Annotated in this window: 27 protein-coding genes and 1 tRNA gene; 18 read left to right on the top strand and 10 right to left on the bottom strand. The window is 58.3% G+C overall.

The features are described from left to right. Positions 1-97 precede the first annotated feature (97 nt). Positions 98-1,573 carry an amino acid permease gene (locus ACP8KU_RS07405; RefSeq protein ID WP_126318701.1) on the bottom strand — a complete coding sequence of 492 codons (1,476 nt, stop codon included), beginning with the start codon at positions 1,571-1,573 and terminating at the stop codon, positions 98-100. A gap of 69 nt (positions 1,574-1,642) precedes the next feature. Here ACP8KU_RS07405 and ACP8KU_RS07400 point away from each other — a divergent pair, with 69 nt between their 5' ends. The 7 genes from ACP8KU_RS07400 to ACP8KU_RS07370 all read left to right on the top strand — a co-directional run bounded on the left by ACP8KU_RS07400 (position 1,643) and on the right by ACP8KU_RS07370 (position 6,897). Then, positions 1,643-2,233, top strand: coding sequence for a MazG nucleotide pyrophosphohydrolase domain-containing protein (locus ACP8KU_RS07400; protein ID WP_284644188.1), 591 nt, complete (start codon positions 1,643-1,645; stop codon positions 2,231-2,233). Between the two features lie 90 nt (positions 2,234-2,323). Then, positions 2,324-3,085 (top strand): lytic transglycosylase domain-containing protein, encoded by a 762-nt coding sequence (locus tag ACP8KU_RS07395; protein ID WP_005280013.1) that lies wholly within the window; start codon positions 2,324-2,326, stop codon positions 3,083-3,085. A gap of 92 nt (positions 3,086-3,177) precedes the next feature. Next, a complete protein-coding gene (eno, locus tag ACP8KU_RS07390) occupies positions 3,178-4,455 on the top strand; it encodes a phosphopyruvate hydratase (RefSeq protein ID WP_023017681.1) in 1,278 nt (425 codons plus the stop codon). Positions 4,456-4,689: 234 nt separating this feature from the next. Beyond that, a complete protein-coding gene (locus ACP8KU_RS07385) occupies positions 4,690-5,250 on the top strand; it encodes an FtsB family cell division protein (RefSeq protein WP_005280016.1) in 561 nt (186 codons plus the stop codon). A gap of 8 nt (positions 5,251-5,258) precedes the next feature. Continuing rightward, positions 5,259-5,807 (top strand): DUF501 domain-containing protein, encoded by a 549-nt coding sequence (locus ACP8KU_RS07380; RefSeq protein WP_284628324.1) that lies wholly within the window; start codon positions 5,259-5,261, stop codon positions 5,805-5,807. Positions 5,808-5,816: 9 nt separating this feature from the next. Then, positions 5,817-6,782, top strand: a complete 966-nt coding sequence (locus ACP8KU_RS07375; RefSeq protein ID WP_284611058.1) for a Ppx/GppA phosphatase family protein — start codon at positions 5,817-5,819, stop codon at positions 6,780-6,782. A gap of 41 nt (positions 6,783-6,823) precedes the next feature. After that, positions 6,824-6,897, top strand: a tRNA-Leu gene (locus ACP8KU_RS07370). A 193-nt stretch (positions 6,898-7,090) separates the two neighbouring features. Here the strand turns inward: ACP8KU_RS07370 and ACP8KU_RS07365 are convergent. After that, complete coding sequence (locus ACP8KU_RS07365) at positions 7,091-7,225, bottom strand: hypothetical protein (protein ID WP_255342632.1); 135 nt, start codon at positions 7,223-7,225, stop codon at positions 7,091-7,093. Positions 7,226-7,681: 456 nt separating this feature from the next. Between ACP8KU_RS07365 and ACP8KU_RS07360 the strand changes: the two genes are divergently transcribed. From ACP8KU_RS07360 to ACP8KU_RS07350, 3 genes are all read left to right on the top strand, one after another. Continuing rightward, the gene (locus ACP8KU_RS07360) at positions 7,682-8,455 is read left to right on the top strand and encodes a Bax inhibitor-1/YccA family protein (RefSeq protein WP_023030908.1); all 774 of its coding nucleotides are present in this window, start codon (positions 7,682-7,684) and stop codon (positions 8,453-8,455) included. A 369-nt stretch (positions 8,456-8,824) separates the two neighbouring features. Then, entirely contained in the window at positions 8,825-9,529 is a 705-nt protein-coding gene (locus tag ACP8KU_RS07355) for a DUF3558 domain-containing protein (protein ID WP_237799660.1), read from the top strand. A 307-nt stretch (positions 9,530-9,836) separates the two neighbouring features. Then, the gene (locus ACP8KU_RS07350; protein ID WP_484483536.1) at positions 9,837-11,501 is read left to right on the top strand and encodes a hypothetical protein; all 1,665 of its coding nucleotides are present in this window, start codon (positions 9,837-9,839) and stop codon (positions 11,499-11,501) included. A gap of 63 nt (positions 11,502-11,564) precedes the next feature. Here the strand turns inward: ACP8KU_RS07350 and ACP8KU_RS07345 are convergent, their stop codons facing one another. From ACP8KU_RS07345 to ACP8KU_RS07335, 3 genes are all read right to left on the bottom strand, one after another. After that, positions 11,565-11,837, bottom strand: coding sequence for a hypothetical protein (locus ACP8KU_RS07345; RefSeq protein WP_005280024.1), 273 nt, complete (start codon positions 11,835-11,837; stop codon positions 11,565-11,567). A 56-nt stretch (positions 11,838-11,893) separates the two neighbouring features. Continuing rightward, positions 11,894-12,415, bottom strand: coding sequence for a transcription elongation factor GreA (gene greA / locus ACP8KU_RS07340; RefSeq protein WP_005280026.1), 522 nt, complete (start codon positions 12,413-12,415; stop codon positions 11,894-11,896). Positions 12,416-12,535: 120 nt separating this feature from the next. Continuing rightward, positions 12,536-13,006 (bottom strand): DUF4307 domain-containing protein, encoded by a 471-nt coding sequence (locus tag ACP8KU_RS07335; protein ID WP_005280027.1) that lies wholly within the window; start codon positions 13,004-13,006, stop codon positions 12,536-12,538. A 92-nt stretch (positions 13,007-13,098) separates the two neighbouring features. Here ACP8KU_RS07335 and mca point away from each other — a divergent pair, with 92 nt between their 5' ends. Genes mca through ACP8KU_RS07320 form a run of 3 tightly spaced genes read left to right on the top strand, consistent with a single transcriptional unit; the run spans position 13,099 to position 15,093 of the window. Continuing rightward, entirely contained in the window at positions 13,099-13,989 is an 891-nt protein-coding gene (gene mca / locus ACP8KU_RS07330; RefSeq protein ID WP_023028594.1) for a mycothiol conjugate amidase Mca, read from the top strand. 3 nt (positions 13,990-13,992) lie between these two features. Then, a complete protein-coding gene (locus tag ACP8KU_RS07325) occupies positions 13,993-14,304 on the top strand; it encodes a hypothetical protein (protein ID WP_005280029.1) in 312 nt (103 codons plus the stop codon). A gap of 18 nt (positions 14,305-14,322) precedes the next feature. Continuing rightward, positions 14,323-15,093, top strand: coding sequence for an isoprenyl transferase (locus ACP8KU_RS07320; protein WP_005282106.1), 771 nt, complete (start codon positions 14,323-14,325; stop codon positions 15,091-15,093). Positions 15,094-15,096: 3 nt separating this feature from the next. On the opposite strand, the gene coaA is transcribed toward ACP8KU_RS07320, so the two are convergent. Continuing rightward, the gene (gene coaA / locus ACP8KU_RS07315; RefSeq protein ID WP_023017688.1) at positions 15,097-16,023 is read right to left on the bottom strand and encodes a type I pantothenate kinase; all 927 of its coding nucleotides are present in this window, start codon (positions 16,021-16,023) and stop codon (positions 15,097-15,099) included. A gap of 118 nt (positions 16,024-16,141) precedes the next feature. Here coaA and glyA point away from each other — a divergent pair, with 118 nt between their 5' ends. Next, complete coding sequence (gene glyA, locus ACP8KU_RS07310; protein WP_023028595.1) at positions 16,142-17,425, top strand: serine hydroxymethyltransferase; 1,284 nt, start codon at positions 16,142-16,144, stop codon at positions 17,423-17,425. On the opposite strand, the gene ACP8KU_RS07305 is transcribed toward glyA, so the two are convergent. Next, positions 17,422-17,826: a DUF5997 family protein gene (locus tag ACP8KU_RS07305; RefSeq protein WP_005282109.1), complete on the bottom strand. Its 405-nt coding sequence runs from the start codon at positions 17,824-17,826 to the stop codon at positions 17,422-17,424. The two genes, glyA and ACP8KU_RS07305, sit on opposite strands and share 4 nt — an antisense overlap. A 35-nt stretch (positions 17,827-17,861) precedes the next feature. Between ACP8KU_RS07305 and ACP8KU_RS07300 the strand changes: the two genes are divergently transcribed. The 4 genes from ACP8KU_RS07300 to ACP8KU_RS07285 all read left to right on the top strand — a co-directional run bounded on the left by ACP8KU_RS07300 (position 17,862) and on the right by ACP8KU_RS07285 (position 21,550). Then, positions 17,862-18,536, top strand: coding sequence for a LysR family transcriptional regulator substrate-binding protein (locus ACP8KU_RS07300; RefSeq protein ID WP_284644190.1), 675 nt, complete (start codon positions 17,862-17,864; stop codon positions 18,534-18,536). 154 nt (positions 18,537-18,690) lie between these two features. Then, the gene (locus ACP8KU_RS07295; protein WP_330931522.1) at positions 18,691-19,290 is read left to right on the top strand and encodes an LGFP repeat-containing protein; all 600 of its coding nucleotides are present in this window, start codon (positions 18,691-18,693) and stop codon (positions 19,288-19,290) included. Positions 19,291-19,528: 238 nt separating this feature from the next. Continuing rightward, positions 19,529-20,893, top strand: coding sequence for an RNA 5'-3' helicase PhoH2 (gene phoH2, locus ACP8KU_RS07290; protein ID WP_237799662.1), 1,365 nt, complete (start codon positions 19,529-19,531; stop codon positions 20,891-20,893). Between the two features lie 78 nt (positions 20,894-20,971). Continuing rightward, positions 20,972-21,550 carry a GNAT family N-acetyltransferase gene (locus ACP8KU_RS07285; protein WP_005280037.1) on the top strand — a complete coding sequence of 193 codons (579 nt, stop codon included), beginning with the start codon at positions 20,972-20,974 and terminating at the stop codon, positions 21,548-21,550. A gap of 175 nt (positions 21,551-21,725) precedes the next feature. Here the strand turns inward: ACP8KU_RS07285 and ACP8KU_RS07280 are convergent, their stop codons facing one another. The 3 genes from ACP8KU_RS07280 to ACP8KU_RS07270 form a co-directional block, all read right to left on the bottom strand. After that, positions 21,726-23,294 carry an MDR family MFS transporter gene (locus tag ACP8KU_RS07280; protein WP_484483535.1) on the bottom strand — a complete coding sequence of 523 codons (1,569 nt, stop codon included), beginning with the start codon at positions 23,292-23,294 and terminating at the stop codon, positions 21,726-21,728. Next, positions 23,288-23,911 (bottom strand): TetR/AcrR family transcriptional regulator, encoded by a 624-nt coding sequence (locus tag ACP8KU_RS07275; protein ID WP_484483534.1) that lies wholly within the window; start codon positions 23,909-23,911, stop codon positions 23,288-23,290. Before ACP8KU_RS07275 ends, ACP8KU_RS07280 begins: the two co-directional genes overlap by 7 nt. Before the next feature lie 219 nt (positions 23,912-24,130). After that, positions 24,131-25,531, bottom strand: a complete 1,401-nt coding sequence (locus ACP8KU_RS07270; RefSeq protein ID WP_284611067.1) for a class II fumarate hydratase — start codon at positions 25,529-25,531, stop codon at positions 24,131-24,133. Position 25,532 lies beyond the last annotated feature (1 nt).

Raw genomic sequence — 25,532 nt, 5'->3', positions numbered from 1 at the left:
AAGTGATAGTCACGGGAATAAGTGGGGTGTTATAACCGTACTAAACTGTCTGTGTTGAAGACCACTTGCGATGGCCCGTGGCTGGCGGGCGAGGCGGCTAGAGCTCCAGCGATCCTTGGGCGAGGCCGACCGCAGCGATGATGGCGGCCACCAACACCACGATGACGATGGACCACTCAAATCGGTTAAAAAGCTTCTCGCGTCGCGATAGGCGGGTGAGCACATACGGGATAAGTCCCGGCACAACGGCGAGGGCGCCGAAGAGAATATAAACCGGGTCGGCGGCGTAAATCAGCCACAGCGAGTACACAAAGGCCACCAGCGCAATGCCAAAGTGGCGCCGGTTTTCGCGCCTGGGAATATCCGGCCCAGATAGATCGAACCGCGTCCCGGCGTGCGGGTGGGTCACGCCCTTGCCGCGTATCGCTAGCAGCAACAGATACAGCGAGGAGAAGATATAGGGCAGGAGGTACATGATGGTGGCGAGCTGTACCATCGCGGCATAAGACGCCTCGTTGACGTAGAAGACGACGATGAAGATCTGGATGGCGGAGGTGGAAATCAGCTGGGCTACCCACGGGGCGCCGGCCACATTGATGGTGCCGATGCGGCGGGGGATAAGGCCATCGATGGCCATCATGACGATGGGCTCAGCACACAGCATTTGCCAGGAAACGTAAGCTCCGAGGACCGAGAGGCACAGGCCGATGGAAATCAGCGCGCCGCCCCACGGGCCGACGACCTCCGTAAGCACCGAAGCCATGGAGTTATCCGGCAGCGCGGCCAGCTCCTCTTTGGTCATCACGCCAAAGCTCAAGGTGGATACGGAAACCAAGAGCGCCAGCACGGAGAAAAAGCCAATGACGGTAGCGCGGCCGACATCGGTGCGCTTAGCGGCCTGCTTGGAATAGACGGAGGCACCCTCTACGCCGATAAAGACCCAGACGGTAAAGAGCATGATTCCTTGGACCTGCTCAAAGACGCTGGCATTGGAATTTTGGCCCCAGAAATCCAGGGTGAATTTATCCCAGCTAAAGCCGATGAACGCGACCAAGACGATGAAGGCCAGGATGGGGACGATCTTGGCAATCGTGGTCACCAGGTTCATGAATGCGGCCTGTTGCACGCCGCGGGCCAAAACGGCGAAGATTCCCCACGATAGGAGGGAGACGGCGATGGCAGAGGGCCATTGGTGGTCGGCATCGAAAAGCGGCAGGTAATGCCCAATCGTATTGAAAAACAGGGTGGCATAACCCACCTGCGCCATCACTGAGCCCAGCCAGTAGCCCCAGCCCGAGGTAAAGCCGATGAAATCACCCAGGCCAGCGCGCACATAAGAATAGACGCCGGAATCCAGGTGGGGCTTGCGGTAGGCCAGAATCTGGAAGACAAAGGCAACCGAGAGCATGCCGACGCCCGCCACCAACCAACCGATGAGCATGGCACCTGGGCCCGCCACGGAGGAAATATTTTGGGGTAGCGAAAATATGCCCGCGCCGACGGTGGATCCAATAATCAGCGCGACAAGCGTCCACAACGACACCGAGTGGGACTTATTTTGGCTGGAGGTCATTGGCCTAAAGTACCGCGCCCGCCCCGCTAAAGGGAACTTGAGAATTTACACGGGATAGACTTTGTAGCTATGACAGTCCTGTTGCTCGATGAACGCTGGCCCACCATGATCCCCATGCGCGCCTATGGCAGGTTATATGGACCCGTTCAGTTCACCGGGGAAGTGCCGGTATCAGTGCGGTGGAATTTCTCGGATCTCTTAAGCGGCGATGATGCCACCGGCACCTTGGTCACCACCGATGAACACGATCCAGAAACTCAGGCGCGCATTGCCACCGGCGAGCAGGTCATTAGAGCCGAGTCGCTTGACGATGCCGTGATGCAGGCGCGCAGCGCCATGGCGGCGGCCCGGCGCATCGGCGAATGGGAACGCGAGCAGACCCATGAATCCCTCTTGCCGTACCTAGAAGAAGAGGCAGGCGAATTTGCGGCGGCCGTGCGCCAGCGCGCGCCCGAGGAAGATTTGCTCAAAGAGCTTGGGGATATCTTCCTGCAGGTGCTTTTTCACGCCGAGATTTCCACCTTCTCGCTTGACGATGTCGCCGCTAGCTTCGTGCGAAAGATGCGCTCCCGCGCGCCGTATCTCTTTGATGGCACGGTGGACATAGTGGGCGTAGAAGAACAAAACCGCCTCTGGGCGGAGGGGAAATCGCGGGAGTAAAAGCCGGCTAAGAGTCTCAGGGACTTTTACGCGCGGCGGGCGCGTGTAGTTATCCGGCGGGGTGAATGTCACTTAGTAGGATGGCTACTCATGAACAGGCTGCTGCGAACAATCGGGGGCTGCGGACTAGCCGTAGTAATCATCATTGCGCTGGTAATGGGGCTATTTGTATCCAATTCCACCGATGATTCCTCGGTCCCAGATGCCACCCCGCCCGTAGGTGGAAAAGAGGTGGCCAATATCGATGTCAACGCGCCGGGCCGCACGGCCGATAAGCTCACCCACTGGGCATCGGATTTGGCAGAAGCGACCGATATCCCGCCGCAGGCGCTGCGTGCCTATGGCAACGCGGAACTTATCGCTCGGCAGCAGCACCCGGGGTGCAATTTGCGGTGGAATACACTCGCGGGTTTGGGCTTTGTAGAAACCCGGCACGGCACCTATAACGGCAACTGGTTTAAGTCCTCCAAGCTGGATGACAACGGCTATCCGCAGCCGCCGATCGTCGGCATCACCCTGGATGGCTCGAATAACACCGCGCACACCCCAGATACCGATAATGGCGAGATCGATGGCGATACGGAATTTGACCGCGCGGTAGGTCCGTTGCAGTTCATCCCGACCTCGTGGGAGTCCGTCGGCGGCGATGCCAATGGCGATGGCAAGGCCGACCCGAACCAGATCGACGATGCCGCCCTGGGCGCGGCGAACCTCTTGTGCTTTGGTGATAGGGATCTCAGTAACCCGGATCAGTGGGAAGAGGCCATCTTAAATTACAACCAGTCCAGGGAATATCTGGACAAGGTAGCCCACGCGGCCAATGCCTACTCGGTACCGCAACCGGCTCGCTAGCCTCACGCGTTGCGGTTTTCTGGAACAATTGGGCCTGTAACTGAACTAAGTGGCTCAGCGACGAACATCATCTATAAGGAGTGAGTTACAGCATGGCTGGTATCATCCACGCATTTGGACGCGAGATTCTGGATTCCCGCGGTAACCCGACCGTAGAGGCCGAGGTCTTCTTGGAGGACGGCGCCCACGGCGTTGCCGGCGTTCCCTCCGGCGCATCCACCGGTGTGCACGAGGCACACGAGCTGCGCGACGGCGGCGACCGCTACCTGGGCAAGGGCGTGCAGAAGGCCGTAGAAAACATCAACGAGGAAATCGGCGATGAAATCGCTGGCCTCGAAGCTGATGACCAGCGCCTCATTGACCAGGCGCTCATCAAGCTGGACGGCACGGATAATAAGTCCCGCCTCGGCGCCAATGCCATCCTCGGTGTTTCCATCGCTACCGCTAAGGCCGCGGCCGAGTCCGCCGCGCTGCCGCTCTACCGCTACATCGGCGGCCCAAACGCTCACGTTCTTCCCGTTCCCATGATGAACATCCTGAACGGCGGTTCCCACGCTGACTCCGGCGTGGACGTGCAGGAGTTCATGATTGCCCCCATCGGCGCAGAGACCTTCACCGAGGCTCTCAGCATCGGTGCTGGCGTATACCACTCCCTGAAGGCCGTCCTGAAGGACAAGGGCCTGTCCACCGGTTTGGGCGATGAGGGCGGCTTTGCTCCTTCCGTCGATTCCACCCGCGCTGCGCTCGACGTCATCGTTGAGGCCATCAAGAAGGCCGGCTTCGAGCCAGGCAAGGACGTTGCCCTGGCCCTCGACGTCGCTTCCTCCGAGTTCTACGAGGACGGCAAGTACCACTTCGAAGGCGGCGAGCACACCGCCGAGGAGATGTCCAAGGTCTACGAGGAGCTCATCAACGAGTACCCCATCGTGTCCATCGAGGACCCACTGCAGGAAGACGACTGGGAAGGCTACACCACCCTGACCGCCGCTATTGGCGATAAGGTCCAGATCGTCGGCGATGACTTCTTTGTCACCAACCCGGCTCGCCTGCAGGAGGGCATCGATAAGAAGGCAGCCAATGCGCTGCTGGTAAAGGTCAACCAGATTGGTACCTTGACCGAGACCTTCGATGCCGTAGAGCTCGCGCACCGCAACGGCTACCGCACCATGATGTCCCACCGCTCCGGCGAGACCGAGGACACCACCATCGCTGACTTGGCTGTCGCCCTCAACTGCGGCCAGATCAAGACTGGTGCCCCGGCCCGTTCCGAGCGCGTGGCTAAGTACAACCAGCTGCTGCGCATTGAGCAGGAGCTTGGCGATGCCGCCGTCTACGCCGGCCGCTCCGCCTTCCCACGCTTCAACGCTTAAGGCCTGGCGGTCTAGTCTAGAAGCTAGACGCCGCTAGGAATTTAGTCCCCGTTGCACCCCGAAAAGGTGCGGCGGGGACTTGCTCGTTGTGTCACCATTTTCTGTGTAGGGTGGCCGCGAAAGGTCCATTGCGCAGCACCTGTTCCGGGCGCTGAAACCGCCCGAGAAAGTTGGTGAATTTCCGCGCGTGCCACGCCCGTGTTACTGGTGTGGCGGCGCTAGGATAGTAACCCTATGGCACGTGAGAAGAAGACGGAGCGCCGCCGGAGCCGCACTAGGGTTCCGGTGGCCTCGCGTGCTGCGGATATCCGCAAATCCCAGCGGGCGCAGGAAAAGAAGAACCGCAAGCCCGATCGCATGAGCATCGTCGGCATGACCGTCATCGTGGTCTTTGTCTTGTTGATGCTCGTCATCATCGCGGTGCCGCTGCGCAATTACTACCACGGCCGCTCCGAAATTGCCCGGCTCAATGAATCGATTGCCGCGAAGCAGGATGAAAAAGATGCCCTGTTGGAAGAGATCGATAAATATAAATCCGAGGACTATATCAAGCAGGAAGCCCGGCGGCGCTTCGGCGTGGTAGAGCAGGGTGAGACCGCGTACCGCATCCTCGATCCGAATATCCAGCCCGATAACCAGGTCACGACCAATAGCAAGGAGCAGGAGGATTCGCGCCCGTGGTTTGAGGTGCTGTGGGATTCGGTGGCAGAACCGCCCGAGGAAGAGGCCCCAGCGGGCGAGTCGCATCACCTGCCGATCGAGCCAGCGCCTGAGGAAAGCGGCGATGTGCGATAATTGTTCGCATGACCGTCACTGATGCAGATTTAGTCATCGTTTCCGAGCAATTGGGCCGCACCCCACGCGGCGTGCTGGAGATATCCTTCCGCACGCCGGACGGCCAACCGGCCGTGATTAAAACCTCTCCCAAGCTGCCGGATGGCACCCCATTTCCCACGCTGTATTACCTCACCGATCCCCGCCTCACCGCGGAAGCCTCCCGGTTGGAGGTCGCCCACGTGATGAAGTGGATGGAGTCCCGCTTAGCCGAGGACAAAGAGCTCGCCGCGGACTATCACCACGCCCACGAGCACTTCTTGGCCAAGCGCAACAAGATTGAGGACTTGGGCACTGATTTCTCTGGCGGCGGCATGCCCGAGCGGGTGAAGTGCCTGCACGTGCTCATCGCCTATGCACTTGCCGAAGGCCCACAGCACTTCCGCCTCGGCACCGAGGCCGTGGCCATGGCGGCCGACCACGGTAAGCTTCGCGGAACGGCGATTCCGCAGGATTGGCCCACGGTGGAAGATCTGGGCATTGACCTGGCGGAGTTCGATTTTTCCAACGCGGAATAGGAGTAAGACATGACTCGCGTGGCAGCCATTGACTGCGGTACCAATTCCATTCGCCTGTTAATTTCTGAGATCGATGAAGACGGCAAGGTGCGCGATATTACCCGCACCATGGAAATCATTCGCCTGGGCCAAGGCGTGGATGCAACGGGTGAAATTGCCCCCGATGCCTTAGAGCGCGCCCGCGTGGCCTTGGAGGGCTATGTGCGCCAGATGAAGTTTGAGAAGGTTTCCCGCGTGCGCATGGTGGCAACGAGTGCCACCCGCGATGCGAAAAACCAGCAGGAATTTTTCGATATGACCGCTGAGCTTTTGGGTCAGATCCAATCCGGCGCTAAGGCGGAGGTTATCTCCGGCGAAGAAGAAGCACTCCTGTCCTTCAACGGCGCGGTAGCCGATATGGAGCCGGACCGTGGCCCCTTCTGCGTCATTGACTTGGGCGGCGGGTCCACCGAATTCGTCGTGGGCACCGCCGATGAAGAGATTCTAGGTTCGCACTCCGCGTACATGGGCTGCGTGCGGCTGACCGAACGCATCATGCGCACCGACCCGCCCACAGAATCAGAAATCGAGATCGCCTCCGAATACGTGGCAGAGCGTATGGGCGAGGTGGAAAAGATCGTCCCCATGTCCAAGGCGCGCACCATTGTGGGCTGTGCGGGCACGTTTACCACGCTATCCGCCCTTGCCCAGGGCCTAGAGCGCTATGACCCCGATGCAATCCACGGCTCGGAGCTGCGTTTTGATGCCCTGCGGGTGCTGCTCAAGCAACTCGTTAGCATCCCTTCCGAGGAACGCGCCCTGAATCCCGTCATTCACCCTGGCCGCGCCGATGTCATCGGCGGTGGGGCAGTAGCCGTTGAGGGAATCATGCAGCTTATCGAGCGCACCAGCGATGCACGCAGCTTCTTCATCAGCGAAAAAGACATCCTGGACGGCATCATTGCAGGTCTGGTTAGTGAATCTACCCCTCATTAACTCTTTTTAGGAATAGTGTCCTACACTATTCCTTGCACCCCGCCCCCATAGCCCAATCGGCAGAGGCAGTCGACTTAAAATCGATTCAGTGTGGGTTCGAGTCCCACTGGGGGCACGTTGTGAAGTCTCGAGACACCGCTCCTAAGGTGTCTCGAGATTTTTCGTATGGCTGAGCCTAGCGTTTGAACTGGCTGGGAGAGCCTAGCCTGTTCGCATGCCATTCGCACACCTCATCTGCGAGCCAAAGACGCGTGCAGCCTATATCCCGGCCGGTCCACAGCTCCTTGTCTGAACCCGCGTCAATAATTTTAGGTTGTACGGTTTTTCCGGTTGTTGCCGTCGATGGCAATTCCGACTGCGATGAATGCAGGGATGAAAAATGCGCTAGCGCCCGCCAGCGTCATGATGATTGCTGTGGCAATGGAAATGAGTGTAAAACGCAAGATATTCCTTCACTTTCAGCCGAAGTATGACTGTCTAGGCACACGAGGATTAGCTCATGAAGAAGATGCCTCTTTTAAGTTTATATCGAAACTGCGGATAGTAAATCCGCGGTGCACCTGACAGGGTGTGATGGCTAGCGAAATATTGATAGCAGAGCGGCAGGAAATAGGGCCGCTAGAGCCCTGGAGGAGCTGTTCACCATAGTGGACCGCCTTGTAGTCAGAAAATCCTTGGCAATCAGCTGTGGTTCTACGCCGAGAACCTTTCCGGCGGCTCACCCGACACGAGAGCAAGTTCCTAGCAACAAAACTCGGGACAGGTCACAGGAGGGGCCGGTCCAGCAATAAATTTCTTGGAATCTTGAACAAATTATTCTAAATGAGGAACTTTGTGAGGCGTAATGACGTTGATCTACATGAGAAAGATGATTCGTACATCACTGAGAAAGGACAACCGTGCGTTCAAGCAATCCGGTTATGACCTCGCTGACTGAAACTAGCCAGCAGCAGAACCCCGGCTCCGGCTACGCGAGCGAAGCCCCTCGCCCCATGACCGTGGATGACGTCGTCACCAAGACGGGCATCACCCTCGGCATCATTATCGTGGCCGCTGCTATCAACTTCTACCTAGGCACCATGAACCCGGGCACCGCCATGATGCTTATGCTGGTCGGCGGTATCGGCGGATTCATCACCGTACTCGTGGCCTCCTTTGGCCGTAAGTGGGGTTCCCCGGCTGCGACCCTCATCTACGCAGTATTCGAAGGCTTTTTCGTTGGTGGCTTCTCCTTCGTCTTCGCCAACAGCACCATCGGTGGTTCTAATGGCATGGCACTGATTGGCCAGGCAATCGTTGGCACCATCGGTGTATTCATCGGCATGCTGATTGTCTACAAGACCGGTGCAGTAAAGGTCACTCCAAAGTTCACTAAGATTTTGGTCGGCCTCATTGCAGGTGTCGCGGTAATGGCTCTCGCTAACTTCTTGGGTGCCATCTTCTTCGACTTCAATCCGCTGCGCGATGGTGGCCCCCTCGCCATCATCTTCTCCTTGGTCTGCATTGTCTTGGCTGCTCTGTCCTTCCTGACCGATTTTGACCAAGCAGACCGCCTTATCCGTGCCGGTGCTCCTGCCAAGCAGGCATGGGGCGTAGCCCTTGGCTTGGCCGTGACCTTGGTCTGGCTCTACACCGAAATCCTTCGCCTGTTGAGCTACGTTCAGCGCAACTAAGCCTCTCCGCGCTTTCGGCCCGCACTTCGGTGCGGGCCATTTTTGTGTTTTCCTTTGGCTTACGGGCGTGTAATTATTGGGGTAATTCAGGGGGTATTAAGTCGTTCTTTAGGTTTTAAGCGGGTAGGAGCGGGGATTCAGGTTTAAGACAGCTAATGAGCAGCTAATTTCACCATTTGAAAAGATTTAAATGTGGCGAATGAGACTAATGAGATAGTTAAAAATTGACTAATTTGCGCTCTCAACGAGAAATTCTTGCACGATTGATGCATGCTATGTGGCGGGAACGGGAAACCGGAAGGTAGAGAGTTCTCTCCTCTATTTTCTTCTCGTTCCAGCTCGTCTAAAGGGAGTAACCGAAGGATTGTTGTGAAACGTCAGGCAACCGTAGCAGCGCTGGTAGTCAGCTCGGTCGCGCTGAGTGGCTGCGCTGCGGAAGTCGGCTCGAAGAGCGCATCAGAAGATGCCGCGATGACGGCAGAAACTGATGGCACTAGTTCAGTCGATGGCGCGGGTGATGCCAACGGGAGCCAGGGGGATGATGTGGAAGACAATCCGGGGGATTCGGAACACCCCGAAGGCGAGTATTCGAGTGCCGGCGCCGGTCTTCGGGGGGAGACCGGCGCCACGGGAGATGAGGATTCCGGGGTACTACCGCCACTGGGAGAATTTGATCCTGCTGACCCAGATTTCGAGCTATTCGATCCATGTACGGAGATTCCGTCGGGAAAGCTGGAATTGAAAGGCTTTAGGCGTGTAGAAGACTCGACCGATACTACCTCAGGGATTAGAAGCTGTAGCTTTCAACGGTTGGACGATGGCGTTGAATTTTCGATTAGCGCCCAAAATGTGCACATGGCTGCTAAAGACTTGGATGCAGATTATATTGTGCAACTTGAAAGAGAGGATGGAAACGAAAACATACTTTATCGGAGTGAGATTTTTACACGCTCAAGTTGTATGAGTTCAACTAATACTTCACGGGGACTGGTGACAATTACGTTCGTAGATTTTTTGGGCGAACCTGAACAAATTTGCAAACAAGTCAATGAAATATATCTGGCTTTGAAATGATAACGAGTCGGGGGGAATGATGAAGCTAAGTATCGAAAATCTCGATAAGAATGCTCGTGAAATTCTAGAAATTGTGAATTCTGCAGAATCCGCTGCAAATTATAAAGACAGTCCACTAAATAGAGGGTTTACACCGGTTATCGGATTGGATCATGTTGGTGAGGTACATGAAAAGGTACTTTCTACTGATCCGGGATCCGCAGTAAGATCCATCACTAAGTTTGCCGAGCAACTGGATTGGTTGACCGCTTCCTTGAGTAAAGAGGCTCGAGGCTTTGAAGCCCAAGAAGTTGCAAATAGTAGGGCGATGGATATCGCTGATGCGGGTGGTGAGATTGGTGTTGAATCGATGCCGATTATGGACCAGCCGGAGCCGGGGTATAGCCCCTTCGCCTTTACTCCTCCGGTAGTTAACGTCGGCACATCGATTACCAAGTTGGCGACGGACTTGATGTCAACGCAGATTTGGAGTGTGTCTGAAGCTAATGCGCGTTGGGCGTCGTTAGGTTCTGAGGTTCGGGAGATCGTCAGCGGGCTTGAAGAAGCCGCAGGGTCCCTGGAAAGTGAGAATGACAGCGAAACGACGTCGCGCGCGGCGGCGAAGATTAGGGAAGTGGCAGCCTCGGGAAAGCACTTTGTGGCCAATGCCGCAGCAATGGGAGAAAAGCTTACTGGGTTCCACTCGCGGTTGATGATGATTCAGCCTTCGGCGATGGCCATGGCGATGGATATTATGAAAATCCCTGACCCAGCGAAGCGAAAAATCGCAGAGAAGGCGGCGTTGGCAAAGCTGCAGCCGGATCTCCAGAGGTTTGCCATCGACGCCATGCCTAATCAACATCCGCTGATGGAACAGTCGCCAGCCTCCGGAGGCGGCGGCGTAGATGCTGGTTTGTCAGGCGTAGAGGGCGATGGCCAGAAATACAACACCGATAACGTCGTCTGGCCGCGTGCAATTCAGGAAGCTATTGCCCGCGGTGATGTGGGGCCGGGAAACTTTGACGTGGCTAATGGTACGGTCCACGATTTGGAATCCGTCGGCATGACTCCAGAGGAAACCGCCGCGTTCCAGGAACAATTGCATGCAGATGGCAGAAGGGCGCTTTCTGAGCTAGGTGTGGGCGACGGTATAGACATCAGCGGTCGCGATGTCGCAACCAGTGGGGCCTCACTTCCTGGGGCGACGGCATCGCATGGCCACTTAGGATCTATGCCAACCGCAGGTGCCGCTCCCGGTACCGCGGGTATTGGTGCTGGAGCTGGCAGCGGTAGCGGTGGACTCGGTTCTACCGGGATGGGAGCACCGCTTGGTGCTGGACGTGGAACAGGTTCTGGTACCGGAGCCGGATCCGGGGTAGGCACAGGAACCGGTATTGCCGGTGCAGCGGGTGGTCCTGGACTCGGCGGGCGAACTGGACGTGGAAGCACTGGCGCGCTTCGCGGAGGCGGATTCAATTCGCTGGCCGGGCTCGGCAGCGGGGCCATCGGTACGGGCGGAAAGCCTGGTTCTGGAGCAGGAGGAAATATGGGCGCACTGGTAAATTCCGCCCCTGGATTGGGCGCTGGCGGAACCGCTGCGCGCGGCGGAGCAGGCTTACGCGGTGGTGCCGGTGAGGGGGTCGGCGCCCGCGGCGTGGGAGGCGCGCTTCCTCGGGCCGCAGGAGAAGCCGCTGGCAATAGCAGCGGCGGTAACGGTAGCCGCGGACACCTCGAAAGGGGCGCTGCGCGTGAAGCTGTGGTGCGCGGGGGAGGTGCAGCCAATAGCGCAGGTGCTAAATCCGGTGCCGGGAGACCGGCTGCTGGCATGCGGGCCTTTGCACCAATGATGGGAACCCGGGGTCAGGGAAATGACAAAAACCGGGTGAAGGCGGTAACCACGCAGGTTGAGCGCGATCCGAATAAGCGGGATCTGTTGGGCGAGCCGCCGGCGGTCGTGCCAGGGGTCATCGGCAATTGGGCGCGAGAATCCTAGGTAGTGAATTGGGGAAAGAAAAAGGGCTGAAGGAAAGTATCCTTCAGCCCAATTCTTTTATTTTTATTGCGGCAGTTGTGTCGCGGTAGCGTTTGGCAGCTGCTCAGGTTCCTCGACCCCGTTTTGCAGGCCCTCCGGATCCACGCCAGGCTCGGTGGTAGCAGCAGAGGAAGACGTCTCAGCATTCTTCTGTGCCGGTGCCTCGCCGGTAAAGGTCGATGCGTTGTCGATCTTGCCGGATTCAGAATCCTGCTCGTTCGGCGGGTGGCAGGCGGCCAAGGAAAGGCCGGCGGTAAATACTAATCCAGCGGTGGCGAAACGGGAGAATTTCTTCATGGGGATGTGCTCTTTCTCCAGAGTAGTGAAGGCGGTAGTGGGGTGGACGGAGGAAATTAGGACTCGCGCGGGGTGGCAGCCTTGGCGGAATCGTATGGGGCAGCCGACTCGATGGTCACCGAGATGGTCTTACCGTTTGGCGCGGAATACTCGCGGGTTTCGCCCTCCTGTGCACCGATGATGGCGGCGCCCAGCGGGGACTGCTCGGAGTAGGTCTCCAGGTCCTTGTTGTCGGTCGCAGCGGCGCGGGTACCGATGAGGAAGGTTTCCTTATCGTCCTTGTTGCCGTTGTAGTACACGTGAACGACGCTGCCGGTGTAGGCAACGCCTTCCTGCATGGTGCCACGCTCGGTGGTGGAGTTAGCCAGCAGCTCAGAAATCTGCTTGATGCGGGCCTCTTCCTGGTCCTGCATCTCGCGGGCGGCATCGTAGCCGGCGTTTTCTTTCAGGTCGCCCTCTTCGCGGCGCTCATTGATTTCCGCCGCAACCTCAGGGCGGTGATCGATGAGTTCCTGCAGCTCGGTCTCGAGCTTTGCCTTGGTTTCTGGGGTGATGTACTGCTTTTGCTGCTCAGCCATTCTAAAACCTTCCGTGCTGTGGAATAGTGGTCAAAGCCCCGCGATGATGGCGGGACCGAAGTTAAGTATGCAACCAGGCAAATGCCCAGTTCTAGGCTGTACAAATCCTAGCACATGGGGCTAGCGACTTTCCGCGTAGTCGGGGTTGTCCATATCCAGGTAATCCGGGATATTGCCGGAGCAGCCATAGGCGCCACCGGCGACGGCGCGGGCATTAGTGGGGACATCGACAGCAATGCGGTGGGTTTCATTTCCGCCGGCAGGAACGGCGAATTCGCGGCGGCCCACCTCGGATTTGGAGTAATCGTAGGCCTGCACGATGCAATAGGCGTCTTCATCGGTGTGATTGCGGGTCACATCGACCCAGACGCGCGTGGTGTCATCGCTGAGAACCTCCTGGGTGACCATAGAGATCTGCGCATTGACGGATTCTTTTTCCCGAAAATACTGGAAACCGTAATAAAGAAGGGTGACGAGCATGGCGGCGAAAATCAACACCAGCGCCTTATTGGTCCAGCTACCAGAGTTCTTTTGTGATTTATCGCGCGAGCCGTAGCGCGCGGCGGAGCGAGAATTTCCGGCGGAAGTCATAGCCCTACTTTAACCGAGGAGTACCATTTTCCCATTATCTACTAAGATAGTGATCTGTTCTAAAAGCTAGTTTTAAAGGGGATGGATTTTCAGTGAGCGACTTTCGCCTCCTAGCAATCCACGCACACCCGGACGATGAATCCTCCAAGGGTGCTGCGACTACGGCCCGTTACGCTGCAGAAGGTGCGGATGTAATGGTGCTAACCTGCACCGGTGGTGAACGCGGTGACATTATTAACCCGGCTATGGACCGTCCTGGTGTTAAGGAAAACATGGCTGAGGTACGCCGCGAGGAAATGGCTAAGGCAGCCCGCGCGCTTGGGGTCCAGCACCAGTGGTTAGGCCACGTTGATTCCGGCCTGCCGGATCCTGAGGAAGGCAAGAGCATGGAAGACCTCTTGCCAGAAGGCTGCTTTGCCTTGATGGGCGATGATGCAGCGGCCCAGGAAATGGTGCGCGTTATCCGCTCATTCCGCCCGCAGGTCATCATTACCTACGACGAAAATGGCGGCTATCCGCACCCGGACCACTTGATGGTTCACCGAGCATCCATGATTGCGTGGGATAAAGCAGGCGACCCTGACTACCACCCAGAATTGGGCGAGCCTTGGGAGCCGCTGAAGCTGTACTACTCGCATGGCTTTGTATACCAACGCATGAAGATGTTCCACGATCTCCTCCTTGAGGAGGGAAAGCCCAGCCCGTATGGCCCTATGCTGGCGCGTTGGGATACGGCTTTTGGCGATATCATGGCTCGCGTTACCACTCAGGTGGAGTGCGCCGATTACTTCGAAAACCGCGACGATGCGCTGCGGGCGCACGCCACGCAGATCGATCCTGCGGGCGCATTCTTGGCCACCTCCGTGGAGGTCCAGCAGCGTCTGTGGCCGACGGAGGAGTTTGAGCTAGCTAAGACTCGAGTATCGACCTCGCTGCCGGAAAATGATTTATTTGCGGGCATTGAAAAGAACGAGGAGACTTAAAATATGAGCGTCTATGACTCCCTTTTCCTTGCCGCACACGATGTCACTGTTCTTGCGCAAGGCACAGAAGGTGCTGAGGGCGGACCAATGGGCCCTGAGTTTGGTAAGGCTTCGCCCATCGGACTGCTTATTCTCGCCATCCTAGGCGTTGCCGTGCTGGTAGCGGGCTGGAACTTCCACCGCCGCTTTTCGCGCTTTCGCCGGCGTACCATGTTCGCTGAAGACCACGGGATCGATCCATTCGATGAAGAGGCAGTGGATGCGGCGCTGAAGGAAGCTGGCCTTTACGATAACCGCAAGAAGTCGATTTTCTAGCCGGCTGGAGTAATCAACGTGACATTTCTCAAGCGGCTGATGTACCCCTTGTATGAAGCGCGCCTCGTGCGGCTTATCAAGGGCAGGCCACAGCCGAAGCACGTGGCGATCATGGCTGACGGCAACCGCCGCTGGGCGCGGGAAGCCGGGTTTACTGATATTAGCCATGGCCACCGCCAGGGTGCGAAGAAAATCGGAGAGATGATCGCGTGGTGTCGCGATACCGATATTGAGGTAGTCACCATCTACCTCTTATCCACGGAGAACTTGAAGCGCAGCCAGCAGGAAGTGCAGCTGCTTTTTGACATCATCTCAGATGTGGTCACGCACCTGTCCCGGGGAGATTTGGATTGCCAGGTGCGCCTTGTAGGCAACTTGGATTTATTGCCCGCGCCGGTAACCCAGCGCATGGTCGATGCCGCCGAGGAAACCAAGGATAACCAGGGCGTCATCGTCAATGTGGCTGTGGGCTACGGTGGGCGCCAAGAAATCGTTGATGCCGTCCAAAAATTGGTGCGCAGCGAGGCCGAAAAGGGTACCAGCGCGGCCGAGATGGCGGAGCGAGTTACCGCAGACTCGATCACAGAACACCTGTATACCAAGGGCCTGCCGGATCCGGATTTGGTGATCCGCACCTCCGGTGAGCAGCGCCTTTCCGGGTTCCTGCTGTGGCAAGCGGCCTATTCAGAAATCTGGTTCACCGATACCTATTGGCCGGCGTTCCGGAAGGTAGACTTCCTGCGCGCGCTGCGTGATTATTCCCAGCGTTCGCGCCGCTTTGGCAAGTAGCGGCTAAATTTTTCGCATTCGTACCTTTTCAACGAGGTGATGCGAGCCCTTTTTCAATACCAACGAGGCGCGCACGCGGGTGGGCAGGATGTTTTCTACCAGGTTCGGCAGGTTAATGGATTGCCAAATTTCGCGGGCTTGGGCGCGCGCCTGCTCATCATCCATATCCGCATAGGCGGCGAAGTGCGCATTCGGCCGGCGGAATTCGGTATTGCGCAGCGTGAGGAAGCGATCGATGTACCACTGCTCAATATCGTCCGTGCGGGCATCGACGTAGACGGAGAAATCAAAGAGATCCGCAATGGTGAGGGTGGGGCTGGTCTGAAGGACGTTGAGGCCCTCCAAAATCAGAATATCGGGCTGGTTGACCTCTTGGTAGCGATCTTTGACGATGTCATAGGTGATATGCGAATACAGTGGCGCCTTGACCACGGGCTTTCCGGACTTGACGTCGGTGACAAAGCGCATGAGCGCGCGGCGGTCATAGGATTCGGGAAAACCCTTGCGCTTCATTAGACCGCGCTCTTTAAGCGTTTGGGTGGGAAAGAGGAATCCGTCCGTGGTAACCAGATCCACCTTCGGATGCGAGTCCCAGCGCTGCAAGAGCACCTGGAGGAGGCGGGCGGTGGTGGATTTACCCACGGCCACGGAACCGCCCACGCCAATGACGAAGGGCACGTGCGTGGGCGGGTTGCCCAAAAAGGCCTCGGTGGCGGCGGTGAGCTGCTGCCGGGCGGTGACCTGCATGTGGATAAGGCGGGAGAGGGGGAGATAGACGTCTGCGACCTCGTCCAAATCAATGCGGTCACCGATGCCGCGAAGTTCTTCAAGCTCGTTTTCTGTCAGCACCTGCGGCATCGATTTGCGTAGTTCACGCCAGGTTTCACGGTCAAAGTCGAGGTAGGGGCTCGAATCCAGGTTGCGCGCCATGGCTTAATTGTCGCACGCCGTAACAAGGGAATGAAAAATTTGCCCCTGTAAGGTAGCCGAAAGGTTATGATATGTAATGGCTCATACTGCTTCCTACCGAGAAGAGGACTAGTCTTATATGGCTTCTTTCAATACTGACCTGCGCGATCTTGACCCAGATGTTTTCGGCGCTATCCAGGGAGAAATCTCCCGCCAGCGTGAAACCCTGGAAATGATCGCCTCTGAGAACTTCGTGCCGCGCGCCGTCCTGCAGGCACAGGGTTCTGTCTTGACCAATAAATACGCCGAGGGCTACCCGGGGCGTCGTTACTACGGCGGCTGTGAGCACGTCGATATTGTTGAGGATCTCGCCCGCGACCGTGCGAAGGCGCTCTTCAACGCGGAATTTGCTAACGTGCAGCCACACTCCGGCGCGCAGGCTAATGCCGCAGTCCTGGCCAGCATCGCGGAACCGGGCGATAAGATCCTCGGCCTGTCCTTGGCCCACGGTGGGCACCTGACCCACGGGATGAAGTTGAACTTCTCCGGCAAGCTTTACGATGTCGCAGCCTACGGCGTGGACCCAGAGACCATGCGCGTGGACATGGATAAGCTGCGCGAGCAGGCAATTAAGGAGAAGCCAAAGGTTATCATCGGCGGTTGGTCCGCCTACCCGCGCACCCTGGATTTCGCGGCCTTCCGCGAAATCGCCGATGAGGTGGGCGCTTACCTGTGGGTTGATATGGCCCACTTCGCGGGTCTGGTTGCCGCGGGCCTGCACCCGAACCCGGTAGAGCACGCCGATATCGTCTCCACCACCGTGCACAAGACCTTGGGCGGTCCGCGCTCCGGCATGATCTTGGCCAAGCAGGAATACGCAAAGAAGCTGAACTCCAATGTCTTCCCCGGCCAGCAGGGTGGACCGCTGATGCACGCGGTGGCGGCAAAGGCCATTTCCATGAAGATTGCGGCCAGCGAGGAATTCAAGGAGCGCCAGGAGCGCACCCTCGAGGGTGCCCGCATTCTGGCTGATCGCCTCTTGGCGGAAGATACACAGGCAGCTGGCGTCGACGTCGTCTCCGGCGGCACCGATGTCCACCTCGTCCTGGCGGATCTGCGCAATTCGCAGCTCGATGGTCAGCAGGCAGAAGATCTCCTGCACCAGGTAGGAATCACCGTCAACCGCAATGCGGTCCCGAACGATCCTCGCCCGCCGATGGTCACCTCGGGCCTGCGCATCGGCACCTCCGCCTTGGCCACTCGTGGCCTCGATGCGGAAGCCTTCACCGAGGTTGCCGATGTCATCGGTACCGCCTTGGCGCAGGGCAATAATGCCGATGTCGAGGCACTTCGCCGGCGCGTCGATAAGATCGCCGAGGACTACCCGCTGTATGAGGGCCTCGAGGACTGGAAGCTGGTTTAGTCCTTATCTTCTGAGGAATCCTCTGCGGCGTCCTTGTGGACGTCGTGGCCGCGAGCCTGCGCTAGCGTGGCGCGGGCTTGCTGCAGCCATTCCGGCTGCTTTTCCAAAAGCTCGCTGATCTCCGCGGTGGTCAGCGGCTTATCCATGTCATTCTTCTTTAGCGCGGTAACGGAAATGCCCAGTTTGTGGGCAACTTCCTGCCGGGGGTGGGGGCCTTCGCGGCGCAGCGTTTGCAGCCACTGCGGGGGATTGTGCTGCAGCTCGCGCAGTTCCTCGTGACTGACCGCGCTATTTTGAAATTCTTCAGGCGCGGCGGGCAGATAGATATTCAGCTTCTTAGCGGCGGTCTGCGCGCGCATCGCGGTACCGGACGGTTGCTGTTGGTTATGTTGTTCACTCACGGTTTAACCGTAGCACTTTCAGTAGACTGTGCTCCATGCTGCGCTTAGCCTTTGTGACCGGTACGGAACCTGGAAAATGGTTTCAGAGATTTCAGGACAATACTGCCCACGGCGGTTTATCTACCATCGATGCGGATGACGGCATGGCGGAATTGCTCGCAGGTCGCGTGGATCTGGCGTTAACGCGCCTGCCGGATGCGCGCCTGGATGACTCCTTCCACGTGGTCCGCCTCTATGAGGAGGCCCCTGGCATTGCGGTCCCGAAAGATTCAGTTTATGCGGAGGTGGGCGAGGCGCTGGCGCTTGCCGATGTCTCCGATGAACACCTCAACTACCGCCTCACCGATGCCGGTGAGGTCGATATCGCCGCCGTGCGCGAGGCCCTGCAGGTGGTCGCGGCCAATGTGGGCATCGCCATCGCACCGCTGCCGCTGCTAAAAATCCTCAGCAAGAAACAGGTGGTTCCGCTTGCGCTGAAGGGCAGCGAGGTGCCGGTCACCGAAATTGCCTTGGTCTGGCGGAAGGCGGAGGATAATGAGGCCATCCAGGACTTTGTGGGCATCGCTAAGGGGCGTACCGCCCGCTCCTCCAGGCAGGAGAAGCCGAAGCGCACGGCCCGCGAAAAAGCTAAAGCCAAACAGTCTCGAAGGATTGTTAACAATCCGTTACAGAAACAAAAGAAACGCCCTAAGCAGCGCAAACGGCGATAAACTGAAGCCTGAACCGCGCAAACCTCGGTGCACAGAGTGGCGGCATAGTGCACTTGGGGTCTACGGTGGGCTGCGCTCGCCTCAACGGCGGCCTAAAACTACAGTGAACTAATTTTCGGCTGAAAATCGAAAGGTAGATCTAGAAATGCGCAAGATGACTCGTCGTATCGCAGGTGGCTTCGCGGCCGCAACCCTCTCCGTTGCTCTCGTTGCATGCTCGGATGCAGAGGACGCCGCCGATGACGCAAAGGATGCCGCTGGCTCCGTAGCCGCAGACGCCTCGGATGCTGCTGGTTCTGCCGCATCCGATGCCACCGATGCCGCTGGTTCCGCTGCCGCAGAGGCAACCGGCTCCAAGGACGGTGACGCAGAGGGCGCCAAGGGCGAAACCCAGACCATCACCACTGCACATGGCGAGGAAGAAGTTCCCGCTGATCTTGCAGCTGCCATCGAGGAAAAGCAGGCCGAGTGGGGCGACGTGCAGAGCGTAGAGTCCTCCGATGAGGGCACCCTGGCTACCTTCGAGGGTGGCAAGTACTTGGCATACTCTGAGGAGACGGGTGCACAGCCGGTCATCGGCAAGATTGCTGAGACCTGGGTGAACGAGGGCGGCCTCGCCTCCTCCGTTGGCCTGCCTACCAAGCCAGAGGCTGACGCAGCCGAGGCGAACGGCTGGACCCAAGAGTTTAGCAACGGCACCATCTCCTGGACCGAGGGTGAAGACGGCCAATTCAAGGCTGATATCGAGGCCTAGAGGCTAAAATTCGGCGCCTGCCCAAGCGGCACGCCGAACACTCTCGTCACTTTCCCTGCGGGTTTTCCCGCAGGGATTTGTCGTTTTCTTAAAGTTCATCTTCCACCCATGTGATTTCAACCTTGGGTGCTTAGGTTGGGTGGCAACCCCTAAAGGATCGCGATCATTAGCGGTCCTGGGGGAGATAGACAAGGAAGAACAGCTTTCTACCGCTTCACAAAGGAAGATTCCTGCCATCATGACTCGCCCCTCTGTACTTTCTACTCCACTAGGCACCACGGAAAATGACGTCGCTACCAAGACCTACGTCCTTGATACCTCGGTCTTATTATCTGACCCGTGGGCGCTGCGAAAATTCGCCGAACACGAGGTTGTCCTTCCCGTCGTGGTTATCTCTGAATTGGAAGGAAAACGTCATCACCCGGAGCTTGGCTGGTTCGCCCGCCAAGCTCTTCGCTTTTTGGAAGAGCTGCGCGCTACCTATGAGGCGCTTGACCAACCCGTTCCGGTCAACGTGGCCGGCGGTACCTTGCGGGTAGAGCTCAACCACCAAGATCAGTCGCTCTTGCCGGCCGCATTCCGCGGGCCGGAAGGAGATCACCGCATCTTGGCCTGCGCCTTGAACCTCGCGCACGAGGGCAAGGACACGGTCCTAGTGACCAAGGACGTACCGCTGCGCGTCAAGGCCGGCGCCGTGGGCGTGCAGGCCGATGAATACCACGCCCAGGACGTCATTTTGACTGGGTACTCCGGCATGGCCACCGCCTATACCACCACGGATCTCATCGATGCCCTCTACAGCGATGGCGAAGTGCTGCTCGATGGGGTCGTCACGGACGATGACACCCCAGTGGAAGACTTGCCGGTGCACTGCGGCATCACCTTGGTTGCCGGAGCGCAATCTGCCCTGGGCCGCATCATGCCGGACGGGGCGATGCGCCTGGTACGCGGCGATCGAAATGCCTTTGGCCTGCAGGGTCGTTCGGCGGAACAGCGCATCGCCCTCGATCTCCTGTTGGACCCGGAGGTTGGCATCGTGTCCATCGGCGGTAGGGCAGGCACCGGCAAATCCGCGCTGGCCTTATGCGCCGGCTTGGAGGCGGTCTTAGAGCGCGGTGAGCACCGCCGCATCGTGGTCTTCCGGCCCATGTACGCCGTCGGCGGGCAATCGCTGGGGTACCTGCCGGGGTCTGAGTCAGAGAAGATGAACCCGTGGGCCCAGGCGGTCTATGACACCTTGGAAGGTCTAGTCTCTGACAATGTCCTGGAGGAGATCCACGAGCGTGGGCTCATCGAGGTCCTGCCGCTGACCCATATTCGCGGCCGTTCTTTGCACGATGCCTTCGTTATCGTGGACGAGGCGCAGTCGCTGGAGCGCAATGTTTTGCTTACCGTGCTCTCGCGCTTGGGGGAAGGCTCGCGAGTAGTACTCACCCATGACGTTGCCCAGCGCGATAACCTGCGGGTGGGCCGCCACGATGGGGTACAGGCGGTCATCGAAAAGCTCAAGGGCCATGAGCTCTTCTCACACATTACCCTTCAGCGTTCGGAGCGCTCTGCCATTGCGGAGCTGGTAACGGATCTGTTGGAGGGCAATGACTAAGGGGAGGGATGAAAGCGTGTTCGCAGACAGCGAATTTAATCAAATTTATATGGCAAAAATCACCCAAGACCAGTAATAATGGTGCCTATGAGCGAGAACGCCAAGCAAACGTCTGCGGACGAAAAGAAAAAGGATTTCCGTATCCGGCCCTTCACGTCGGCCGATTACCCGCAGATGCGGGAGATCTACGAGCAGGGCCTGCAAACCGGCCATGCCACCTATGAGACCCGTTCCTTGACCTACGAGGAGTTTACGAACTCCAAGATCATGGCTTCGGTGCACGTAGCCGTTGAGGCGGACGATGATTCCAAGGTATTGGGGTGGGTTTCGGCCGCCCCGATTTCCTCGCGCACCGTCTTCCACGGCGTGGTGGAGGATTCCATCTACTTGGGATCTGATGCCCAAGGCCGTGGCATCGCCGGGGCCTTGCTCGATTGCCTCATTGAGGTGTGCAAGGACCTGCACAAGTGGGCCATTCACTCCTGGATCTTCCCAGAAAATGAAGGCTCTGCGGGCCTGCACAAGTCCCGCGGCTTTGAAAAGGTCGGCACCTACTCCCACATGGCCAAGATGACCTATGGCGAGTTGGCCGGTCAGTGGCGCGATACCGATGTCTACGAACTCCTGCTTCCCAAGCCGGAGGAAAAGAACCGCTAAATACACTGTGCCTCGTAACCACGAAGGCCGTAGCGCTGCCGAGCAGATTAATTATCCCGGGTGCTACGGCCTTTAGTCGTTTTCTACTTCGCGAGGCCGCCGAGTGGGTAGCCAAGGGCGGACTCGATGGGAGCATCGGCAAGCGGCAGGCTTTCGCGCAGCGCATGCAGCTCCCCTAATCGATCGTCTCCTTCAGGCGCTCTTCGCGCAGGGGAAGCAGGACGAGTAGGGCGATGATGACGAGTGGCACCATCAGCGCGATGACTGGGGTAAGGCCGTCATTGTAGGAATTCAATACTGCCTGCTCGAGCGGCTCTGGCAGGGAAGAGACCAAATCTGGGGTCAGGCTATTGGCATTGCCGTCCGCATTGCCAAACTTCTCGGCATAAGCCGCGCCCTCAGGGCCGAGCTGCTGGATGGCCCGCGGCAGGCGGTTGGCCATCTCATCCTGCATATTGTTGATGAACATGGAACCGACCAGGGAAGCGCCCAGGGCAGAGCCGATCTGGCGGAAGAAATTATTCGCCGCAGTGGCCGTGCCCACCTGGGACAGTGGGAAGGAGTTCTGGACGATGAGGACGAGCACCTGCATCACCATGCCCAGGCCAATGCCGAAGGCCAGGAATTCGAAGCCCAGCTGCGTGAGCGAGGTGTCTACCGAGAGGCGGGACATCCAGAACAGTGCACCGGCGGTGATGGTAAGGCCGACAAGCGGGTAAATCTTGTAGCGGCCGGTGCGGGCGATGATGAAGCCGACGCCGGTAGAGGTGCCGATAAGGCCAATCATCATCGGAATCATCATCAGGCCAGCGCTGGTGGGCGATAGGGTATGGACCATCTGCAAGTAGGTGGGCATATAGCCCAGCACCCCAAACATGGCCAGGCCCAAGATGACGCCGGATAGGGTGGTCAGGGCCATATTGCGATTCTTGAACAGGCGAACCGGGATGAGTGGTTCGGCAGCGCGCAATTCCACGATGATGGTAATGATCGCACCGACGAGGGTGATGGCGCCGAGGGCGAGGATCATGGAGGAATCCCAGTCATACTCGGTGCCGCCCCAGGTGGTCATGAGGATAAGGGAGGCGGTGGTAATGGCGATGAAGGTGGCGCCGAGCCAGTCAAAGCGCTTCATATCGGCCTGACCCACACGCAGGTTGAGTACCAGGATGCAGACCACCATGGCCAGCAGGCCGAGCGGGATATTCATCCACATGCCCCAGCGCCAGCCGGGGCCATCAGTAAACCAGCCGCCCAAGACGGGGCCAAGGACAGAGGACAGGCCAAAGACGCCGCCCATAATGCCCATGAACTTGCCGCGCTCACGGGAGGAGGTGACCTCAGCGATGATGGACTGCGAGGAAATCATCATGAACCCAGCGCCAAAGCCTTGCACGGCGCGGGCGATGATGAGCACCGTCATGGAATCGGCGAAACCGCCGATGGCGGAGCCCACGACGAAGACGGCGATGCCTCCAATGTAGAGCCACTTGCGGCCCAGCATGTCACCCAGCTTGCCGGAAATCGGCATGGCGATGGTCATGGTGACAAGGAATGCGGAGATGACCCAGCTCATGTGGTCAACGCCGCCAAGCTCACCAACAATCGTTGGCAAAGCGGAAGAGAAAATCATCTGGCCCAGGGAGCTCATCAACATGGTGAGCACCAGCGCAGAGAAAATGAGCCCCAGGTTATCCGCCCGCGACTGGCCCTGCGCAGGAGCCTTTTCGGCTGTATCTACCATCGGATTCCTTTCATAACATCATTAATCAAAGTCAGTGAATCATTCAGACGCGAACTCAGGGCGTCGCTGCAATCGCTATCGGGGGCGGCGATGGAAAGCCAGAGGGCCTCGCGGACCACACCGGCGATGACCATGGCCTCCGTTGCCGTGGAATGACCCTCGAGGACGCGCAGTTCCGGTTCCCGGTCAAGGCGCTCCTCAATGAGCCCAATAAGCTCGATGGATTTCGCCCGCTTGCGGCTAATGGAGGCGGCGGCCGCCTCTGGGTCATTAGCAATGCGCTTGCGTCTCTCCCGAATCGTGGGATTAACGTGATGGCTCTCCATGTGCTGTTCCACCAGGTTAAGGACGAGCTCCATGATGTTGGTGGTGGGCTCGTGGAGGAAATACTCGCGCATTTCCGCGGTGAAGTCAGCGCTTGGCGCCCCAAGCACGGCGGATTCCTTCGAATCGAAATAATTAAAAAATGTGCGCCGAGAAATACCGGCTAGTTCGCAGATCTCTTCAATAGTGACCTCGCCAAAGGAATGCTTATCCACCAATTCTGTGGCGGCATCCTCGATGCGTAGCCGCGTTTCTAGGCGTTTCTGCTCGCGTAGTGATAGTTCTTCTTGCACAAAATGCAACTTTACACTCGGTGCAAACTTGCACCAAGTGCAAAATGGGTGATTTTGTAGATGTGTACGCTGAATCTATGTTGTAGTTCACAGCCTGCGCTTGCCGATGCCCCTTTCTTTACCCGCGCTTGCCATGCCTGGGAAGCGCGTCGAGGCATGCGAAACCCCCGCTCAAAAGTGATTTCCGAGCGGGGGTTGTAGCGCTAAACGCGGACTAAATTAGATATTGTCGCGCTCGCGGTTGGTCATGCTCAATACGTCCAAGCGCTTGTCCAGCTCTTCCTCGGTGAGGTTCTCGCCGTCAACAAAGCCCAAGTCGATAACGGCCTGGCGGACGGTGATCTTCTCATTGAGGGCGTGCTTTGCGGCCTTGGCGGCGTTCTCGTAGCCGATGGCGGAGTTAAGCGGGGTCACGATGGACGTGGAGGACTCCGCGAAGTGCTTCATGCGTTCCTCGTTGGCCTCGATGTGGTCCACGCACTTCTCAGCAAAGACGCGGGCGGAGTTGGCCAGCAGGCGAGCGGACTCGAGCACGTTGCGCGCCATCATCGGGATGAAGACGTTGAGCTCGAACTGGCCCTGTGCGCCGCCGAAAGCAACGGCTGCGTCATTGCCCACGACCTGGCCGGCCACCATGGTAACCGCCTCAGGGATAACCGGGTTGACCTTGCCCGGCATGATGGAGGAACCAGGCTGCAGGTCCTTCAGGTGGATTTCTGCCAGGCCGGTCAGCGGGCCGGAGCCCAGCATGCGCAGGTCATTGGCAATCTTGTTGAAGGATACGGCGACCGAGCGCATGGCGCCGGAGAACTCTACGAGGCCATCGCGGTTAGCCTGTGCCTCGAAGTGGTTTTCTGCTTCCTTCAGCTTCTCAACGCCGGTGAGCTTCTTGAGTTCCTCGGTCACCTTGCCGCCGAACTCTGCGGAGGTGTTCAGTCCGGTACCGGTGGCGGTACCACCGATGGCGAGCTCGCCCAAGCGCGGGAGGGTAGCCTCGATGCGCTCGATGCCGAGCTCTACCTGGCGGGCGTAGCCGCTGAACTCCTGGCCCAGGGTGATTGGGGTGGCGTCCATGAGGTGGGTGCGGCCGGCCTTGACGACGTCCGCGAATTCCTTCGCCTTCTTGGTCAGGGACTCGTGCAGGACCTTTAGGCCAGGGATGAGGTCATTGACGGCAGCTTCCGTAGCCGCCACGTGGGTAGCGGTGGGGAAGGTGTCATTGGAGGACTGGCCCATGTTGACGTCATCGTTCGGGTGAACCTCGACGCCCTGCTTATGTGCCAAGGAAGCGATGACCTCGTTGGTGTTCATATTGGACGAGGTACCGGAGCCGGTCTGGAAGACGTCAATGGGGAAGGCGTCGTTGTGCTTGCCTTCTGCGATTTCCTTCGCGGCGGCGATAATCGCGTCTGCCTTTTCCGCATCCAGACTGCCGGAATCCTTATTGACCTGTGCGCATGCAGCCTTGAGCAGGCCGAGCGCGCGGATCTGCGCATTTTCCAGGCCGCGGCCGGAGATGGGGAAGTTGTCTACCGCGCGCTGGGTCTGTGCGCGCCACAGGGCATCGGCGGGAACTTTAACCTCGCCCATAGTGTCATGTTCGGTACGGTATTCGGTCATG

This window comes from Corynebacterium sp. LaCa_282, assembly GCF_057198125.1.
Note: the sequence above shows the minus strand (reverse complement) of the source record. Positions and strands in the feature narration are given on the sequence as shown.

Bases quoted from the DNA above. Each gene is read 5' to 3' on its own strand.
- ACP8KU_RS07405 (WP_126318701.1), bottom strand. From the start codon at position 1,573: ATGACCTCCAGCCAAAATAAGTCCCACTCGGTGTCGTTGTGGACGCTT.
- ACP8KU_RS07400 (WP_284644188.1), top strand. From the start codon at position 1,643: ATGACAGTCCTGTTGCTCGATGAACGCTGGCCCACCATGATCCCCATG.
- ACP8KU_RS07395 (WP_005280013.1), top strand. From the start codon at position 2,324: ATGAACAGGCTGCTGCGAACAATCGGGGGCTGCGGACTAGCCGTAGTA.
- eno (WP_023017681.1), top strand. From the start codon at position 3,178: ATGGCTGGTATCATCCACGCATTTGGACGCGAGATTCTGGATTCCCGC.
- ACP8KU_RS07385 (WP_005280016.1), top strand. From the start codon at position 4,690: ATGGCACGTGAGAAGAAGACGGAGCGCCGCCGGAGCCGCACTAGGGTT.
- ACP8KU_RS07380 (WP_284628324.1), top strand. From the start codon at position 5,259: ATGACCGTCACTGATGCAGATTTAGTCATCGTTTCCGAGCAATTGGGC.
- ACP8KU_RS07375 (WP_284611058.1), top strand. From the start codon at position 5,817: ATGACTCGCGTGGCAGCCATTGACTGCGGTACCAATTCCATTCGCCTG.
- ACP8KU_RS07350 (WP_484483536.1), top strand. From the start codon at position 9,837: ATGGATATCGCTGATGCGGGTGGTGAGATTGGTGTTGAATCGATGCCG.
- ACP8KU_RS07345 (WP_005280024.1), bottom strand. From the start codon at position 11,837: ATGAAGAAATTCTCCCGTTTCGCCACCGCTGGATTAGTATTTACCGCC.
- greA (WP_005280026.1), bottom strand. From the start codon at position 12,415: ATGGCTGAGCAGCAAAAGCAGTACATCACCCCAGAAACCAAGGCAAAG.
- ACP8KU_RS07335 (WP_005280027.1), bottom strand. From the start codon at position 13,006: ATGACTTCCGCCGGAAATTCTCGCTCCGCCGCGCGCTACGGCTCGCGC.
- ACP8KU_RS07325 (WP_005280029.1), top strand. From the start codon at position 13,993: ATGAGCGTCTATGACTCCCTTTTCCTTGCCGCACACGATGTCACTGTT.
- coaA (WP_023017688.1), bottom strand. From the start codon at position 16,023: ATGGCGCGCAACCTGGATTCGAGCCCCTACCTCGACTTTGACCGTGAA.
- glyA (WP_023028595.1), top strand. From the start codon at position 16,142: ATGGCTTCTTTCAATACTGACCTGCGCGATCTTGACCCAGATGTTTTC.
- ACP8KU_RS07300 (WP_284644190.1), top strand. From the start codon at position 17,862: ATGCTGCGCTTAGCCTTTGTGACCGGTACGGAACCTGGAAAATGGTTT.
- ACP8KU_RS07295 (WP_330931522.1), top strand. From the start codon at position 18,691: ATGACTCGTCGTATCGCAGGTGGCTTCGCGGCCGCAACCCTCTCCGTT.
- phoH2 (WP_237799662.1), top strand. From the start codon at position 19,529: ATGACTCGCCCCTCTGTACTTTCTACTCCACTAGGCACCACGGAAAAT.
- ACP8KU_RS07285 (WP_005280037.1), top strand. From the start codon at position 20,972: ATGGTGCCTATGAGCGAGAACGCCAAGCAAACGTCTGCGGACGAAAAG.
- ACP8KU_RS07280 (WP_484483535.1), bottom strand. From the start codon at position 23,294: ATGGTAGATACAGCCGAAAAGGCTCCTGCGCAGGGCCAGTCGCGGGCG.
- ACP8KU_RS07270 (WP_284611067.1), bottom strand. From the start codon at position 25,531: ATGACCGAATACCGTACCGAACATGACACTATGGGCGAGGTTAAAGTT.